The following is a 14,948-nucleotide window of genomic DNA, read 5'->3' on the forward strand; positions in this document are numbered from 1 at the left end:
CCAAAGGTCACTTTGCCCCCGTCCTGCGTGCGCCGCGGCGGCGCCGGGGAACCTGCACGCCTGCCAGCTCCGCTATGGCCGCGCGGAGGACCGACGCCGGCGCGGTTTCCAGCAGCGCGGTCCCGGAGAGCAGGGAAGCATCGGCGGCGGCGTAGTCGGCCGGAAGGAAAGCGGCGATTTCCCCTCCCGGCCCGAATCTTTCCCATGCTCCGCGCAGCTGGCTTTCGGGCTGCCGTCCAACGGAGGAGGCCCGGACCTTGTTCAACACGACCCGCGGCTCGACGGCCGGAACCGCCGCGGTGAGATCCGACAGGGCCCGGACCAGGCGGGGAACTCCCACGGAGTCGGCGGCACCTACGGCGTAGACGGTGTCCGCAGCGTCGAGTACCAGCAGGGTGGAGGCGTTGCGGCGCGGGGCCATGGTGTCGAAGCTCAGTTCCTCATCTGTTTCCAGGGAGAATCCGCAGTCCACGACGGTCAGGTCGGCAACCCGGCGTGCCGTATCGAGGACGCCCGCGAGCGCCGCGGGGCGCAGTTCCACCCAGCGGTCAGAGCGGGTGATACCGGTAAGCACTGCCAGCCGCTGCCCCCGCAGGGAGACGCTGGCCGAAAGCCTGCGCAGCGCGGCGTCGTCGAGCAGCCCCTGGTCGGCAAGGCGGCAGGCCTGCGCCACTCCGGCGGATTCGTCGAGGAGGCCGAGGCTCACCGCCACGCTGGAGCCGTAGGTGTCTGCGTCGATAAGGAGCACCTCCGCGCCGGCAGCAGCCGCTTCGGCCGCCAGGTTGACGGCCAGCGTGGTCCTGCCCGGTGCTCCTGCCGGACCCCAGACAGCGGTGACGGTGCCCCTGCAGCCGTCCGGTTCCGCGGCGCCTGCCGGTCCCGGTCCCGTGCTGCCGGCCCCAAATGCCGCGGCAGGGTCGGCGAGCGCGTTGCGGCCCGCCGGAGCCCCGCCTTCCACGTCCTGGTCCAACGCCCGGACGGCAGCGGCAATCAGTTCGGCGAGCGCACCCGGGTCAACTCCGCTGGGGGCATTGACTATCCGCAGGGCGTCCAGCCGCGGTTGAAGCACAGGATCGTCGGTGAGCGCCACGAGGGCCACCCCGGCAGCCGCCAGCCGTTCCGCCAGTGCCGCCGTGAGGTCCCCGGCCTCGTCGACGACGACGGCGGCACGCACGATCCCGCTCTGCGACACGGCCACGAGCTCCGTCAGCTCGGTGCACCGCCGCACCACCGTGACAGGTCCCTGCAGGCGTTCCAGCCCGTCAAGGACACCGGCGGTAGCGGCCCCCACCGTAGCGACAGGGATGTTCACGAGCCTGATGCGGGGTTGTGGACCACGGTGATCTTGGCCTGGTTGGACAACGCGCTCAGCAGCAGCGGGAGGTCCGAATCGTCAACCAGGACCAGGAGCTCCGTACTGCGGTTGGCGCCCAGGGCGGACTCGGTGACGGCCAGCTCCGATATTTCGGCCGCTTCGATCAGCTGCTTCGGCTCGTCGAATCCGTTGCGGGCATTGGGCGTGGCCGCCCAGATGTCCACGCGTGATCCTGCCTCGGTGCTGGCGGGCAGCGGGTCCTCGACCCGCAGGCCGACGGGCTTGCGGTCCAGCGCGTCCCGTTCGACCAGTGCGGACCGTGCCACCAGTTCCCCCTGCCGAAGCGCTGCACCCGCTACGGCGTTCTCCGGCAGGCCCGCGGCAATGGGAAGGTAAAGCTCTTCGGCGTTCCCCAGCCGGACCGGCACCGCAACCAGGTCTTCGGCACTGATAGGCGCCCCCGGAGGAATATCCTGCTTCACGGCATAGACGTCCGTAGTCCGATCGGCGCTGTCCACCAGCGTCACGACGCCGGCGATGGACCCGAGCACCAACAGGATCCCGAGCAGGAGCCGCGGGTCCCGCCATGACGGCTTGCGCAGCCGTGCGGCCGCCGGTTCCGCCCCCGGTGTGCGGTGGTCAGTCAGACTCATGCTCCCCCGTTTTCCACTGCAATCCCCATTGCGTTCCGCCTTGGCTTGTCTCCAGGCTCCCCTCGCCCCGCGCCGGGGGCCTCATTCGGGTCATTGTGGAGGAAGCGCAGCGGGAAAGAAACGGTGGTTGTCAGGAAAGTCGGATCTGTGGATAACCCATCCGCTGCATCCTGCTGGTGCCACACTGGTGGTGCTGGTATACAACGGGTGCAAGCCGCAGTGGTGCGGTGCGAAAGGTGAGTGCCGTGGGCGATAAGAGATTCCTGACGCTGGCAGATGTCGCCGAGGTGCTGAACATATCCTCCTCGCAGACGTACGCCCTGGTCCGCAGCGGAGAACTTCCCGCCATTCAGATCGGCGGAAGGGGCCAGTGGCGGGTCGAGTCGCAGCAGCTCGAAGACTATATTTCCCGGGCCTACCGGAAGTCCGCTGCGGCCGTGCGGCAGGGTATCCCGGTGGAGGAGAACGCGGGGAACTGAACAGGCGCAGGCTGCTTCGCCCGCTCCGGGACCCGGTCACTCCCACCCGTTGTGCTGTTGTGACAGCACCGCGGCCACCGTGGCCGTTGGCAGGACATGGACACCCGTGACGTTTGCGCTGCGCCGCGGCTGGTCGGACGGTATCGCCGCCAGCTCCAGGAAGTCGCTGCCCACCCTGTCGATTGTCCCGTGCAGGGCGCTGTCAGCCGGTGCCCCGGCGGAACGGACGACGACGGTGCTGCGGTCCCGGGCGATGCTGCGCAGTGCTGACGTCACCCCCAGCCGCACGTTCCCGGCCGTCGGACTCGCAAATCGGTCCAGGCCCCTGACGGCAACCACCTGGGACAACACCGCCAAAGCTGCACCGCGTTCCCGCTCGAGCGACACCCAGCCTTCCCCCACATGCCTCAGGATCCCCCGCAGCATCCCTGCTGTTCCGAGATCGAAGACCAGTTGCTTCCCGCATTGGCTGCGCAGCCTGTCCTGCAAACTGACTTCGCGCAGTTCCATCCGCACACGGTCTGAAATCTCGCTTTCGGCTGCCAACCCGGCGGCTGCGGCCAGCTGCGCCTCCATGTCCCTGAAAAGGGCGTCCCATCGCATCGCCCAAGGCTAGCGTCCACGACGCGTGTCAACCACTCTGGACACCGGTCGAACCGAAGTGTAGACACGGGCATCACACAGGCCAGACAGCACTAAAAAACCTCTAGCGCCATCAAAGTTCGCCAATCGAAACGAAATGAACCAACTAGGCCTAAACGGCTAGATTTCCCGAGCCCCTCAGCTCTCCTCTCCAGATCGGAGAATGCAATGACCGGTTCCACCTCCCGCCCCGGGCTGGCTGCGGATGCACTGGCAACCGCAGCCGCAGCAGCGCTTGGCCTGCTGCTCTTGTGGTGCGGAACCCGAATGCTGCCGGACGCCGCCGTCGCAGGTTCAGTCTTGTCCTCCCCCGGTCCGCTCTCCGAAGCTCCGCTTTCCCGGGCCTCGCTGACCCGGCTGGCCGGGTTCTGCGCCGCCGCCGCAGGCCTGCTGCTCACGCTCTGGTGGATCCTGGGGTTTGCCTGCGCCCTGGCCGGGTGCCTCCTGCACCGCTTCGGGTTCCGGACGGCCGGCACGCGGACCCTCTCCCTGGCCCCGGCACCGCTGCGCCGGCTGGCATCAGCCGCGCTGGGAATCTCGCTGGCCGCCGGCGGCACGTTGGGAACGGTGCCGGTGGCCGTCGCAACCGCGGCAGCGGTATCCGGGACACCTGCACCGGCGTTCGCCCCCACGGGCATCCCGGTTGGACCGGATGCCGCGCAATCCACTCCTCCGGAGCCTGATCCTGCGGAAGCCGTTTCTCCACTTTGGCGTCCCTCGCCCCCGCAGCCTGCGGCCGGCGGCCTACTCACGGGGGTTCCTCGGCCGGACGAGCGCGAAGTCGTGGTTGCAGCGGGAGACACCCTGTGGTCCCTGGCCGCTTCGCAACTGGGCCCCCAGGCCACGGACGCGGAGACTGCCGCCCTCTGGCCCCGCTGGTACGAACTGAACCGCGAGGTCATTGGGCCGGATCCCGGCCTGATCCATCCCGGCCAGGTTCTGGCCGTCCCCCCTCCTTGAACTTCTCCCCCGCTGTCCGCGGTCCGGTGCTGTTCCAGCGCACCAGTCCGCCGGCGGAATCCACCAACCGCACCGCTCCCGCGCAAGGAAAGGACGCACCATGACCAGCGTGATATTCCTTCCCGCTCCCGATGCCCCGGCCGGACCGGCGCAACCGGGCCGACCGGGCGCCGAAGGCGATGCGGGGCCCATCGCTGTCTATCTGGCCCCTTCACAGGAGCTGCTTCCAGCTCCCGTTCCCGCCAGGCCGCGCGAACGTTACGGGGTCCCCGGCGAAGCGGATCCGCTGCCCCGTCCCGCCGCCGGAGCCGCCAACTGGGCATCGAACCCCGCGGACGATGCCCGGGTGAAAGCCATCTGCCAATCCGTGGCACTTGCCGCACTGGAGGTCCTGGGCGGTGTCCGTCCGCTGCAGCAGATGGCCCGCTGGCTCGACCCCGAAAACTACGAACGGCTGCAGCTGCGCTCCAACCTCGTCCGCGGGCTGCAGCACAATCCCCAGGGGCGGTCCAGGACGGCACCCGATCCGCAGCTGCTGCACCGCAGCATACGCATCCGCTCCTGCCGCCTCTGCCCGGTGTCGGAAGGAATCTACGAGGCCACGGTAGTGGCACTGGAACACGAAAGAGCCCGCGCCGTTGCGCTGAGGGTTCAGCTGCGGCGCGGGCTCTGGAAGGTTACTGCCCTGGAGATCGGATAACCGGCCCCCGGTAACGCGGGTTTACTTGCGGCGCTTGGCCTTCTTCGCGGCGGACTTGCTGCCGGCCGCCGGAGCGGTCTTGGTGTCCTGCTTGTCGCGGGACGTCCGTTCCACCCTGGTCTCCACCCCGCCCTGGCTGTTCGGCGCGGTGAACTGCAGGCTGGCCGGCTGCTGCGGAGCTTCGAGTCCCGCCGCCTTGATGACCGGGGTACCGACGACGCCGCGGGCGTCCTTGACTCCCGGCAACCCGTTCGCTGCCGGGGCGATAGGTTCGCTGACCTGCACGTCGGCGTTGAAGAGGTAGCCCACGCTTTCCTCGCGGATGGCCTCCATCATGGTCTGGAACATCACGAATCCTTCGCGCTGGTATTCCACCAGCGGATCGCGCTGTGCCATGGCCCGCAGCCCGATGCCCTCCTTGAGGTAGTCCATCTCGTAGAGGTGTTCCTGCCACTTACGGCCGATGACGGAGAGCACCACGCGGCGCTCCAGTTCACGCATGGTGGCCGAGCCGAGGGCTTCCTCGCGTGCCTGGTAGGCCAGTTTCGCGTCGGAAAGGATCTCGTTGTGCAGGAAGTCGCGGGACAGCCGGGACCGGCCGCCGGCTTCTTCAACCACTTCGTCGATGGTCAGGCTGATCGGGTAAAGCGTCTTGAGGTTGGTCCACAGCTGCTCGAGGTCCCAGTCATCTCCGTGGCCCTCCGCGGTTGCCTCGTTGACCATCGCCGTGACCACGTCCTCCAGGAAGAAACTGATCTTTTCCTGCAGGTCGTCGCCTTCCAGGATCCGACGGCGGTCACCGTAGATCGCTTCACGCTGGCGGTTCAGGACGTCGTCGTACTTCAGGACGTTCTTGCGCTGCTCGGCGTTGCGGCCCTCAACCTGTCCCTGCGCGTTCTGGATCGCCTTGGAGACCAGCTTGGACTCCAGCGCCACGTCGTCGGGCATGGACGAGCTGTTCATGATCCGTTCGGCTGCACCGGAGTTGAACAGCCGCATCAGGTCGTCGGTGAGCGAGAGGTAGAACCGGGATTCGCCCGGATCGCCCTGGCGTCCGGACCGCCCGCGGAGCTGGTTGTCGATACGGCGGGATTCGTGGCGTTCGGTGCCGAGGACGTAAAGTCCGCCGAGTTCGACTACTTCCTGCTGCTCGGCGGCGACGGCGGTCCGTGCCTTTTCCAGGGCATCCGGCCAGGCGGCCTCGTAGTCCTCGGGGTTTTCGTTCGGGTCCAGTCCGCGGCGTTCCAGTTCGGCAATCGCGTTGAACTCGGCGTTGCCGCCCAGCATGATGTCGGTGCCGCGGCCGGCCATGTTGGTAGCCACCGTGACCGCTCCCTTGCGGCCCGCCTGGGCGACGATGGCGGCTTCACGTGCATGGTTCTTTGCGTTCAGCACTTCGTGGCGGATGCCGGCCTTGGCCAGCTGCTTGGAAAGGTACTCGCTCTTCTCCACGCTGGTGGTGCCGACCAGCACGGGCTGGCCTGAGGCGTGGCGCTCGGCAATGTCCTTCACGACGGCGTCGAACTTTGCCACTTCGTTCTTGTAGATCAGGTCCGCCTGGTCAATGCGGGCCATGGGCTTGTTGGTGGGAATGGGCACCACGCCAAGCTTGTACGTGCTCATGAACTCGGCGGCTTCGGTTTCGGCCGTACCGGTCATGCCGGCCAGCTTTTCGTAGAGGCGGAAGTAGTTCTGCAGGGTGACCGTGGCGAGCGTCTGGTTCTCGGCCTTGATGACCACCCCTTCCTTCGCCTCGATGGCCTGGTGCATGCCCTCGTTGTACCGGCGTCCGGCCAGAATGCGGCCGGTGTGCTCGTCGACGATCATGACCTCGCCGTTGAGGACCACGTAGTCCTTATCCCGCTTGAAGAGTTCCTTGGCCTTGATGGCGTTGTTCAGGAAGCCGATCAGCGGCGTGTTGGCCGCTTCATACAGGTTGGAGATACCGAGGTAGTCCTCGACCTTCTCGATGCCCGGTTCGAGGATGCCGACGGTGCGCTTCTTCTCGTCCACTTCATAGTCGGTGTCCTGCTTCAGCCGCTGGACGACCTTGGAGAACTCGGTGTACCACCGGTTCACGTCGCCGCTGGCCGCACCGGAGATGATCAGCGGCGTACGGGCTTCGTCAATCAGGATGGAGTCGACTTCGTCGACAATGGCAAAGTGGTGGCCGCGCTGGACCAGCTCGGCAGCGCTCCAGGCCATGTTGTCTCGCAGGTAATCGAACCCGAACTCGTTGTTGGTTCCGTACGTGATGTCGGCGGCATACTGTTCGCGCCGGGTCGCGGGGTCCTGGTTGGAGAGGATGCAGCCGCTGGTCATGCCGAGGAAGCGGAAAACGCGCCCCATCAGGTCCGACTGGTACTCCGCGAGATAGTCATTCACCGTGACGATATGGACGCCGCGTCCGGTCAGCGCATTGAGGTAGGCCGGGGCCGTTGCCACCAGGGTCTTGCCTTCACCGGTTTTCATTTCGGCAATGTTGCCCAGGTGCAGGGCGGCGCCGCCCATCAGCTGGACGTCGAAGTGCCGCATGCCGAGCGTACGCCCGGCAGCCTCACGGACAGCGGCAAACGCTTCGGGAAGGAGGTCGTCGAGGGACTCACCGCCGTTGTAGCGCTCCTTGAGGCGATCCGTTTCACCCCTGAGCTCGGCATCGGTCATGCCCTTGAACTCATCCTCGAGCACGTTGATCGCGTCGGCGTAGTTACGCAGTGTCTTCAGCGTCTTCTTGTCGCCGGTACGAAGAACTCGTTCGAGTAGTGATGCCACTGATTTGCTCCCAATCTAGTTGCCGAAATCTGGCGTCCTCAGTCTACGTGAGAGACGTACCGTGAAGGTCCGTTGTTCCCTAAAGACCTTTATTCCCTGCATACTGCCAGCTTCAGGGCGGGAGCCAGGTCTCCCACGGGTTTCACCATTATCTGCCCGAGCCCCAGCCACTGTGCCATGAGCCGCAGCTCTGCAGCGAGTTGACGCGCCGTCTGCGGCGGTGCTCCCGGTTCCGAAAAGGCTGCCTGAACAAGCAGCATACCCGCGGCGCGGTCCGCTTTGAGGTCCACTCTGGCCACCATTTCCTCGCCCAGCAGGAACGGCAGCACATAGTAGCCGAACCGGCGGTCCTGGGGCGGCGTATAGATTTCGATCCGGTAGTGGAAGCCGAACAGTTCTTCGAGCCGCCGCCGCTCGAAGATGAGGGAATCGAACGGACTCAGCAGCGCCTGGCCGGACACGGACCTCGGAACCACCGCCTCCGCGTGCAGGTAGGCCGGCCGTTGCCAGCCCGCCACCTCCACCCGCTCGAGGATGCCTTTCCTTGCAAGGACCTCCGCAGCGATGGCCGTCTCACGCTGCTGCAGACGGAAATAATCGGCAAGCCCCCGAACCGTCGCGACGCCGTGGGCCCGGGCTGCGACCTCGGTCAGGCGCAGCACTGCCTGCTCGGGATCGGATTGTTCCAGCGCCGCTGCGCCTGCAGGATGGACCAGCGCAGTCGGGGCATACAACCGTTCGAACTGCGGGGTCCGCCCGGCGGATCCGATCTGTCCGGCGGCGAACAGATCCTCAAGCACGCGCTTGGCGGCATTCCAGTTCCACCCCCAGCCGGTAGTCTCCCGCACGGCGCTGTGGCCGAGGAGGTCCATGACCTGGCGGGAGGTCAACGGCCTGCCCTCGGTCTGCAGAAGCGTGAGGATACGTTCACGAAGGTCTTCGGCAACCGGGGAAGGCAGGGAATGGGCGGTCATCCAGGTCCGCCGTTGGACCGCGCGGAGGTCCGCAAAGAGCTCGGGTCGGACAAAGCTTGCCTCGTGGGCCCAGTATTCGACCATGCGCCGCGGCCGCCGGGTCCCCAGCCGGTCCAGGATTGCCTGGTCGTAGGGGCCGAGCCGGGAAAAGATCGGGAGGTAGTGGCTGCGGGCAAGCACATTCACGGAGTCGATCTGCAGCAGGGCAAGCCGCTCAAAGGTACGGCCCACCTGCCTTGCGGTGACAAGGCCGGCGGGCCGTTCCCGAGCCAGTCCCTGCGCCGCCAGCGCCGTACGGCGGGCCTGTCGGAGCGAGAGCCGGGTTTTCATCCCCTCATCCTAGGGGAGCCGTCCGGCTGGACGGTCTAGTCGGTGGGTGGTCAGGCGGTGGCGCGGTCGTCCACGGGGGTTTCCGCTACGCGGTAGCCGCGGGTCTCTTCCCGCGGCTCTTCCGCACCGTCTGCGCACTTGGAGTCCAGGGTGATGACCCCGTAGGTCCAGCCCCGCCGGCGGTACACCACCGAAGGCGCGCCGGTTGCGGAATCCACAAACAGGTAGAAGTCGTGGCCGACCATCTCCATATTGTCCACGGCGTCGTCAAGGCTCATGGGGGCACCCGGGAAAACCTTGCGCCGGATCAATACGGGGCAGTCGCCGGTGGCGTCTTCCTCTGCTGTGTTCTGGGCGTTCTCATCGTTGGCCCGTTCCTCGGCGGCCGCCGCGACCTGCGCGTAGAGCGGCTCCGAGGTGCTCACGGGACCAAGATCAGCGGTGGCAACCCGGACGGGCACCGGAGCGTGGCGCCCGTGGTGCACCTTGCGCCTGTCGCTTGCCCGACGCAGCCGTTCCAGCAGCTTTCCGTACGCGAGGTCGAACGCCGCGAACTTGTCTCCGGATGTTGCTTCGGCACGGACAATCGGACCGCGGCCGGTGACCGTGATTTCCACGGTGAGGGCGCTGTCTGCGTCCCGGACGTTGCCCTGCTTCGTGACCCTGGCCTCCACCCGCTGGACCTTGTCGCCGAGCGCCTCCACTTTGCCGATTTTCTCTTCGGCGTACTCGCGGAACCGGTCTGAGACTGCAACGTTACGTCCGCTGATCATGAATTCCATGGTGCCCTCCAATAGATTTCGGTGACACAACAACGGCCGCTGCCAGATTGCCTTCGCGACCGTTGCCGCAGGATAGCCCCGCTACTTGAAGCTATCCATACTCAACACGTTAGATCACCGTGGAGCTTTATTCACGTCCCTCGTTTCCGTTTCCGACGTCCATGGAACGTGGCCCCGGAACGGTAGGGTCTGCGGGACTTGTGTTACGTGCCGGGGCCGGTGTGGCTGCCAGGACGGCGGCACCCTCTACCCGGGCGCCCGCCCGGCGCAGTGCCCGTACCGTCTCCGCAATAGTGGCTCCCGTGGTCAGCACGTCATCAACCACCAGGCAGTTGACTCCGGTTAGTCCTCCGGACCGACCGGCGGTCATGGTGTTCCGGACGTTGCGCCGCCGCGCGTTGCGGCCGAGTCCCTTTTGCGGGCCGGACGCGCCGGCCGGTCCTCCCCCGCGGCTCCGCAGCCGTGTGCCCGCAGGGCCGTACCCGGCTGGTATGGACACAAGGGAAGCCACGGCACAGCCGGCCGGCAGCAACCGCCGGCGCCGGAGCCGCGCCAGCAACAGTGCCAGCGGAAAATAGCCGCGTCTGCGAAGCGAGCCGCCCGTGCCGGGAACCGGAACCAGCAGCAGTGGAATATCCCCCGCCCTTCTGCGTGCATCCGTTACCGCGGCCTGCAGGACTCCGGCCAGGGCCGGGGCCAGGAACCCGGCCAGGTCGGTGTGCCCCCGGTTCTTAAAAGCCAGGAGGGTCCGCGCGAGCCCGCCTGCATACACACCTGCAGCCAGGACCGGCAGCGGGACAAAGAGACCCGGACCAGTGCCGGGGACCGGAGCTCCCGGTTCTGCGGCTGGAAGGGCGCCGGCACCTTCCTGCGCGGAATACGGATGCAGCGTGCCGCGCCGGATCCCCGCCGCACAGATCCTGCACAAAGAATGATCCGGCGCTCCGCAGGCCACGCATGATACAGGCGCAAGCCCGGCGGCCAAGCCGGACACCGCCGCGGCGATTCCCTGTCCCGCCGGGGAGTAAAGCAGCCGGTCCAGCTGCCGGTTCGGCATATCCATCCGTCCACGATGGGGCCGGCGCGGACCCAACGCGCGGCGGTGCCGCCCGCCCGGGGACATCCAACCGGGCGATTGGCTCGATCAGGCCGCTGTGGAGGAAATCAGGAGCGCTGCATCACCCCGGGAAAGCCGGGTCCCGGATTCCTTCCGTCCGGAGCGTCCAGCTACTGCCGACCTTGTTGAAGATGCCCTCTGAGGTCTGGATGAAAATGTCTTCAGCGCCGTTTCCTGCGCTCAGTCCCGTAATTCCTTCCTTCACGGAAAGCGGATCCGGAACGCGTGCTGTGCTGAGGATTACCGGCGCGGCTTCCTCGGCACCGGACTGCACCGCAACCACTGTGTCTTCCGAGGCCCATTTGACCCGGTCCACGGCCCCCGCTTCCGGGGGCACCTGAAGAATTGTCGGAACCGTGAGGGAGACGGGAACACCTTCGGGTGACCTCACGACGCCGGCAATCATGACCTCGCTGCGTCCGTCCCGGTTCGCCGCCACCAATGCCCGCGTACCATCGCGGGATATCCGCAGTTCAGTCACGGTTTGACCTTCCAGCCACGGCGCGGAAAGCACGGCCGCGGAACTGCTGTTTCCCCCGGGCGGTATCGCGAGAACCCGGGATCCGGTGCCCGTGGGTTGGGAGGTCCAGACCCATCGGCGTGGATCCACGCTGGGGGCCGTAAATCTTTCGGCCTCGGCCACCACGGAAACGTCCTGTCCGGTTCCCGTCACCAGCAGCGTGTTTTCCTGGCTGTTCAGGAAGGCGATGACCGATCCGTCCACCGACATGGCCGGATGCCGGGGGCCGTATTCCGCCACTGAGGGAATATCCCCGATCGGCTCGGGACCGTCGGCGTAGTAGGCAAGTTCGTCCTGATAGACCACAATCTGGGTGGCTCCGGCGGACGGATCGGCCACGGCGGACTGCAGCTCGCCGCTACCTTTGCCCAGGTCAACGTCCCGCTGGTCCACTGTCATGCTCACGGAGGTGACGTTGTTGAGGCCGCGCAGGTTCTGCTCAAGCTGCTTCACCATCTGCTGGCGGTTCCGGTCGCTGGAGTCCCGCAGCGATTCGGGTGCGAAGTCCACGACAGCCTCTCCCGAGGCCACCGGAACGGCATCGCGTGCCAATGCGGTGCCGGCAGGGAAGGCGCTGAGGACTGCGCCCTGGAGGTACGGAGCCGGGCCTACCAGGAGTTCCTTGACGATGTTGGCGGCAATGCCGGCCCGCTGGATGAACCACCGCGTATCCGGGACCCAGTACTGGTAGTCACTCGAATAGAAGTAGAGGTTATGGGCGATGAAGATCGCAGGGAAACTGGCGAGGGACACGATGATCCCGTCGGGGACGGCGCTGAGCCTCCACTGTCCCTGCACCTTTTCGAGCCGGACGGGGAATGCTTCGGTGCTGCCCTCCGGGGCGTCCGTCCGGATGCCCCGGGAATCCACGCTCCCCTGCACTTCCAGCTGGATCTGGAACAGGTCCGGTTCCGGCATGGCCACGATGCGTGAGGACCGGTAAATGGTCACCCGTTCCGTGGGGGACCATGTAGTCGCCACTTCCGGTGCCAGGAATTGCCGGGCCACGCTGTAATCGTCGGCAGCGCCCTTACCTGCGTCCATAAAGCCGCGGATGATGTCCTGCGGCGAGGCATCCTCGGCCGGGCCCTCGGGTGAGAAAACCGCATCCTCGCCCGTTTCCCCGCTGTTCTCCGCCGATGCCGTGCCTACCGGTCCGACGGTGGGTATCGAGGAGCAGCCGACCAGGACAAGGACGATGCTGAGCCACAGGACCAGCATCCGTCCGGCCCGTCCCCGCCGTGCCTGGGGCAGCACCTTCCGCTTAGTAGGCATCAATTTCCTCTTCCCGGGCCGGAGCCGCAGCAGTGAGCGCCAGGGGTCCGGCAACGACCTCGCGGGGAGACAACGGCACCGGGGATGATTCAAAGCCTGCACCGTGACGGCGGGGAAGCGTCAGGCGGAAGCAGGATCCGTTTCCCGGTTCGCCCCAGGCCTCGAGCCAGCCGTTGTGAAGCCGTGTGTCTTCGGTGGCAATGGACAAGCCCAGCCCGCTGCCGCCCGTGGTGCGTGCACGTGCCGGATCCGCCCTCCAGAAGCGGTCGAAGACATGGTCGGCGTCCTCTTCGGTCATCCCGATGCCATGGTCGCGGACCGCTATGCCCACGGCATCCTCGGAAGCTGCTATCGCAATCTCGATGGGTTCTCCTTCGCCGTGCTCCAATGCGTTCACCAGCAGGTTGCGCAGGATGCGTTCGATCCGGCGCGGGTCGGCGTCCACAACGCAGCTCGCCTCCTTGGAGACCACAACCACCTCGGAGCCGCAGTTGTTCGCGAGCGGCTCGGTGGCGTCAATCACGTCACGGACAATATGGAAGACATCGGTAGGTTCCAAATCGAGCGCGGCCGCCCCGGCGTCGAACCGGGAAATCTCCAGCAGGTCCGCCAGCAGCGCCTGGAACCGTTCCACTTGGTGATACAGCAGTTCGGTGGAGCGCCGGTACATCGGATCAAAGCTGTCGCGTGCTTCGTAGAGCACCTCCGCGGCCATGCGCACCGTGGTGAGCGGAGTCCGCAGCTCGTGGGACACGTCGGAAACAAACACCTGCTGCATACGCGACAGTGTAGCCAGCTGGGTGATCTGGTCCTGGAGCGTGCCGGCCATGCGGTTGAACGACGCCGCCAGGCGTGCAACTTCATCCTCGCCCTTGACCTCCATGCGCTCCTGCAGCTCCCCCGCTGCCAGCTTCTCCGACACCTCTGCCGCATCGCTGACCGCACCCAGTCCGGCCTTGGCTACGATCCATGCGATCGTGCCGCTGATGGCAAGCAGCAGGAATCCGGCAATCCAGAGAATCCGGTGGATGTCGTCGAGCGTCTCCTGCATCGAATGCAGGTCATAGATCAGGTAGAGGGCATATTCGGAGCTGTCCGGGGGCAGTGTGACCTTGGTGCCGAACGCAATGCCGGGCTCTCCGTTGGCGAGCTCAAGCGGAGACCAGAACACGTAATCCGTCTCGGACGCTGTGGCGTCGCTGGCAATAACGGCGTCGCTGAGTGCCACGGGAATGCCGCTGGCGGTGATGGTTCCGCTGTTCACCGAGGACGTGACATACAGGGGGTCCTGGGTCGGCAACGGGGTGAGCAGATAGGTCCGCTGAGCGTCTGCACCCTGCCCTTCCAGCAGCGGAAGGGTGTCCATGACCAGCCGGTCGGTACCCTCCCGGTCGCTCGCGGCGGTATCCCGGAAGTTGTCCTTCACCTTGGACAGACCGGCCGTCGCTTCGGTCCGGAACTGGGTCAGCCGCTCTTCATAGAGGGAATCGGCAATCTGATGGGAGAGGAAAGCACCGATCCCCGCGCCGGCGAGCGCCACCAGGAGGAGCGTGGAAACGACTGTCTTGAACTGCAGGGACCTCCGCCACTGGCGGGCGATCCGATGGAAAGTGGCGCGCCGGAAGGAATCGCGCAGGTGCGCCAGGCCCTGCAGGGCCATGTCCAATTTAGGGGATTTCCCGGCCATCCCGGCCAGGAACCCCGGCAACTTAGCTCTGACCCGCTTTGTATCCGACACCGCGCACCGTCAATACAATCTCGGGTGCTTCGGGGTCGCGTTCAATCTTTGAGCGGAGCCTCTGCACATGCACATTCACCAGCCGCGTGTCGGCGGCGTGGCGGTACCCCCAGACCTGTTCGAGCAGCATCTCGCGGGTGAAAACCTGCCAGGGCTTGCGTGCCAGTGCCACGAGCAGGTCGAATTCCAGCGGCGTGAGGGAAACACTGTCGCTGCCCCGGGTCACGGAATGGCCCGCAACATCAATGGAGACTTCGCCGATCCGCAGGGTCTCCGGCGATTTCTGGTCGCCCGGGCGCAGCCGGGCACGCACGCGCGCCACCAGTTCGGCGGGTTTGAAGGGCTTGGGCACATAATCGTCGGCGCCGGATTCGAGGCCGCGCACGACGTCGGACGTGTCGGACTTGGCGGTGAGCATCACGATGGGGGTGTCGGACTCGCTGCGGATCTGCCGGCACACTTCGATGCCGTCGATGCCGGGAAGCATCAGGTCCAGCAGCACCAGGTCCGGCTTGCTGTTGCGGAACACTTCAAGTGCGGAGGAACCGTCGGCACAGAACACCGGTTCAAACCCGTCGTTGCGCAGCACGATACCGATCATTTCGGCGAGTGCTTCGTCGTCGTCTACGACCAGTATGCGTGCCTTCATAGCTCCCTGTTTCCGCTGCTTGACTCACGCGCCGCTGCGCGC

At 66.2% G+C, this 14,948-nt stretch carries 13 protein-coding genes; 3 read left to right on the forward strand and 10 right to left on the reverse strand.

Annotated features, from left to right (window positions below; translation table 11 throughout):
- Positions 1 to 7: 7 nt before the first annotated feature.
- Together NNX34_RS00940 and NNX34_RS00945 are read right to left on the reverse strand one after the other, a co-directional pair.
- Entirely contained in the window at positions 8 to 1,312 is a 1,305-nt protein-coding gene (locus NNX34_RS00940) for a chromosome partitioning protein (RefSeq protein WP_255764715.1), read from the reverse strand.
- On the reverse strand, positions 1,309 to 1,968 hold the full coding sequence (locus NNX34_RS00945; protein WP_255764716.1) for an SAF domain-containing protein: 660 nt from the start codon (positions 1,966 to 1,968) through the stop codon (positions 1,309 to 1,311). Before NNX34_RS00945 ends, NNX34_RS00940 begins: the two co-directional genes overlap by 4 nt.
- 245 nt (positions 1,969 to 2,213) lie before the next feature.
- On the opposite strand from NNX34_RS00945, the gene NNX34_RS00950 reads away from it, so the two are divergent.
- On the forward strand, positions 2,214 to 2,447 hold the full coding sequence (locus NNX34_RS00950; RefSeq protein WP_255764717.1) for a helix-turn-helix domain-containing protein: 234 nt from the start codon (positions 2,214 to 2,216) through the stop codon (positions 2,445 to 2,447).
- Positions 2,448 to 2,483: 36 nt separating this feature from the next.
- Here the strand turns inward: NNX34_RS00950 and NNX34_RS00955 are convergent, their stop codons facing one another.
- Positions 2,484 to 3,050: a hypothetical protein gene (locus tag NNX34_RS00955; protein WP_255764718.1), complete on the reverse strand. Its 567-nt coding sequence runs from the start codon at positions 3,048 to 3,050 to the stop codon at positions 2,484 to 2,486.
- A 207-nt stretch (positions 3,051 to 3,257) separates the two neighbouring features.
- Here NNX34_RS00955 and NNX34_RS00960 point away from each other — a divergent pair, with 207 nt between their 5' ends.
- Positions 3,258 to 4,049, forward strand: coding sequence for a LysM peptidoglycan-binding domain-containing protein (locus NNX34_RS00960; RefSeq protein WP_255764719.1), 792 nt, complete (start codon positions 3,258 to 3,260; stop codon positions 4,047 to 4,049).
- A 100-nt stretch (positions 4,050 to 4,149) separates the two neighbouring features.
- Complete coding sequence (locus tag NNX34_RS00965; protein WP_255764721.1) at positions 4,150 to 4,749, forward strand: Rv3235 family protein; 600 nt, start codon at positions 4,150 to 4,152, stop codon at positions 4,747 to 4,749.
- Between the two features lie 21 nt (positions 4,750 to 4,770).
- Here NNX34_RS00965 and secA read toward each other — a convergent pair whose 3' ends face one another.
- The 7 genes from secA to mtrA all read right to left on the reverse strand — a co-directional run bounded on the left by secA (position 4,771) and on the right by mtrA (position 14,906).
- Positions 4,771 to 7,521, reverse strand: coding sequence for a preprotein translocase subunit SecA (gene secA, locus NNX34_RS00970; RefSeq protein WP_255764722.1), 2,751 nt, complete (start codon positions 7,519 to 7,521; stop codon positions 4,771 to 4,773).
- Between the two features lie 89 nt (positions 7,522 to 7,610).
- Positions 7,611 to 8,825, reverse strand: a complete 1,215-nt coding sequence (locus tag NNX34_RS00975) for a winged helix-turn-helix domain-containing protein (RefSeq protein ID WP_255764724.1) — start codon at positions 8,823 to 8,825, stop codon at positions 7,611 to 7,613.
- Between the two features lie 50 nt (positions 8,826 to 8,875).
- Complete coding sequence (gene hpf, locus NNX34_RS00980) at positions 8,876 to 9,607, reverse strand: ribosome hibernation-promoting factor, HPF/YfiA family (protein WP_255764726.1); 732 nt, start codon at positions 9,605 to 9,607, stop codon at positions 8,876 to 8,878.
- Positions 9,608 to 9,734: 127 nt separating this feature from the next.
- Positions 9,735 to 10,730, reverse strand: a complete 996-nt coding sequence (locus tag NNX34_RS16095; RefSeq protein WP_370647204.1) for a ComF family protein — start codon at positions 10,728 to 10,730, stop codon at positions 9,735 to 9,737.
- 55 nt (positions 10,731 to 10,785) lie between these two features.
- Positions 10,786 to 12,519 carry an LpqB family beta-propeller domain-containing protein gene (locus tag NNX34_RS00990; protein WP_255764729.1) on the reverse strand — a complete coding sequence of 578 codons (1,734 nt, stop codon included), beginning with the start codon at positions 12,517 to 12,519 and terminating at the stop codon, positions 10,786 to 10,788.
- On the reverse strand, positions 12,509 to 14,179 hold the full coding sequence (gene mtrB / locus NNX34_RS00995; RefSeq protein ID WP_255764730.1) for an MtrAB system histidine kinase MtrB: 1,671 nt from the start codon (positions 14,177 to 14,179) through the stop codon (positions 12,509 to 12,511). Before mtrB ends, NNX34_RS00990 begins: the two co-directional genes overlap by 11 nt.
- Positions 14,180 to 14,228: 49 nt before the next feature.
- A complete protein-coding gene (mtrA, locus tag NNX34_RS01000) occupies positions 14,229 to 14,906 on the reverse strand; it encodes an MtrAB system response regulator MtrA (RefSeq protein ID WP_227918371.1) in 678 nt (225 codons plus the stop codon).
- Positions 14,907 to 14,948: the final 42 nt, after the last annotated feature.

Source organism: Arthrobacter sp. zg-Y1116 (assembly GCF_024385485.1).
Taxonomy (GTDB): domain Bacteria; phylum Actinomycetota; class Actinomycetes; order Actinomycetales; family Micrococcaceae; genus Arthrobacter_B.

What these genes read in the sequence shown, in the direction of transcription:
- NNX34_RS00945 (WP_255764716.1), bottom strand. Translation starts at nt 1,968, where the DNA reads ATGAGTCTGACTGACCACCGCACACCGGGGGCGGAACCGGCGGCCGCA.
- NNX34_RS00955 (WP_255764718.1), bottom strand. Translation starts at nt 3,050, where the DNA reads ATGCGATGGGACGCCCTTTTCAGGGACATGGAGGCGCAGCTGGCCGCA.
- NNX34_RS00960 (WP_255764719.1), top strand. Translation starts at nt 3,258, where the DNA reads ATGACCGGTTCCACCTCCCGCCCCGGGCTGGCTGCGGATGCACTGGCA.
- NNX34_RS00965 (WP_255764721.1), top strand. Translation starts at nt 4,150, where the DNA reads ATGACCAGCGTGATATTCCTTCCCGCTCCCGATGCCCCGGCCGGACCG.
- NNX34_RS00975 (WP_255764724.1), bottom strand. Translation starts at nt 8,825, where the DNA reads ATGAAAACCCGGCTCTCGCTCCGACAGGCCCGCCGTACGGCGCTGGCG.
- hpf (WP_255764726.1), bottom strand. Translation starts at nt 9,607, where the DNA reads ATGGAATTCATGATCAGCGGACGTAACGTTGCAGTCTCAGACCGGTTC.
- NNX34_RS16095 (WP_370647204.1), bottom strand. Translation starts at nt 10,730, where the DNA reads ATGTCCCCGGGCGGGCGGCACCGCCGCGCGTTGGGTCCGCGCCGGCCC.
- NNX34_RS00990 (WP_255764729.1), bottom strand. Translation starts at nt 12,519, where the DNA reads ATGCCTACTAAGCGGAAGGTGCTGCCCCAGGCACGGCGGGGACGGGCC.
- mtrB (WP_255764730.1), bottom strand. Translation starts at nt 14,179, where the DNA reads ATGGCCCTGCAGGGCCTGGCGCACCTGCGCGATTCCTTCCGGCGCGCC.
- mtrA (WP_227918371.1), bottom strand. Translation starts at nt 14,906, where the DNA reads ATGAAGGCACGCATACTGGTCGTAGACGACGACGAAGCACTCGCCGAA.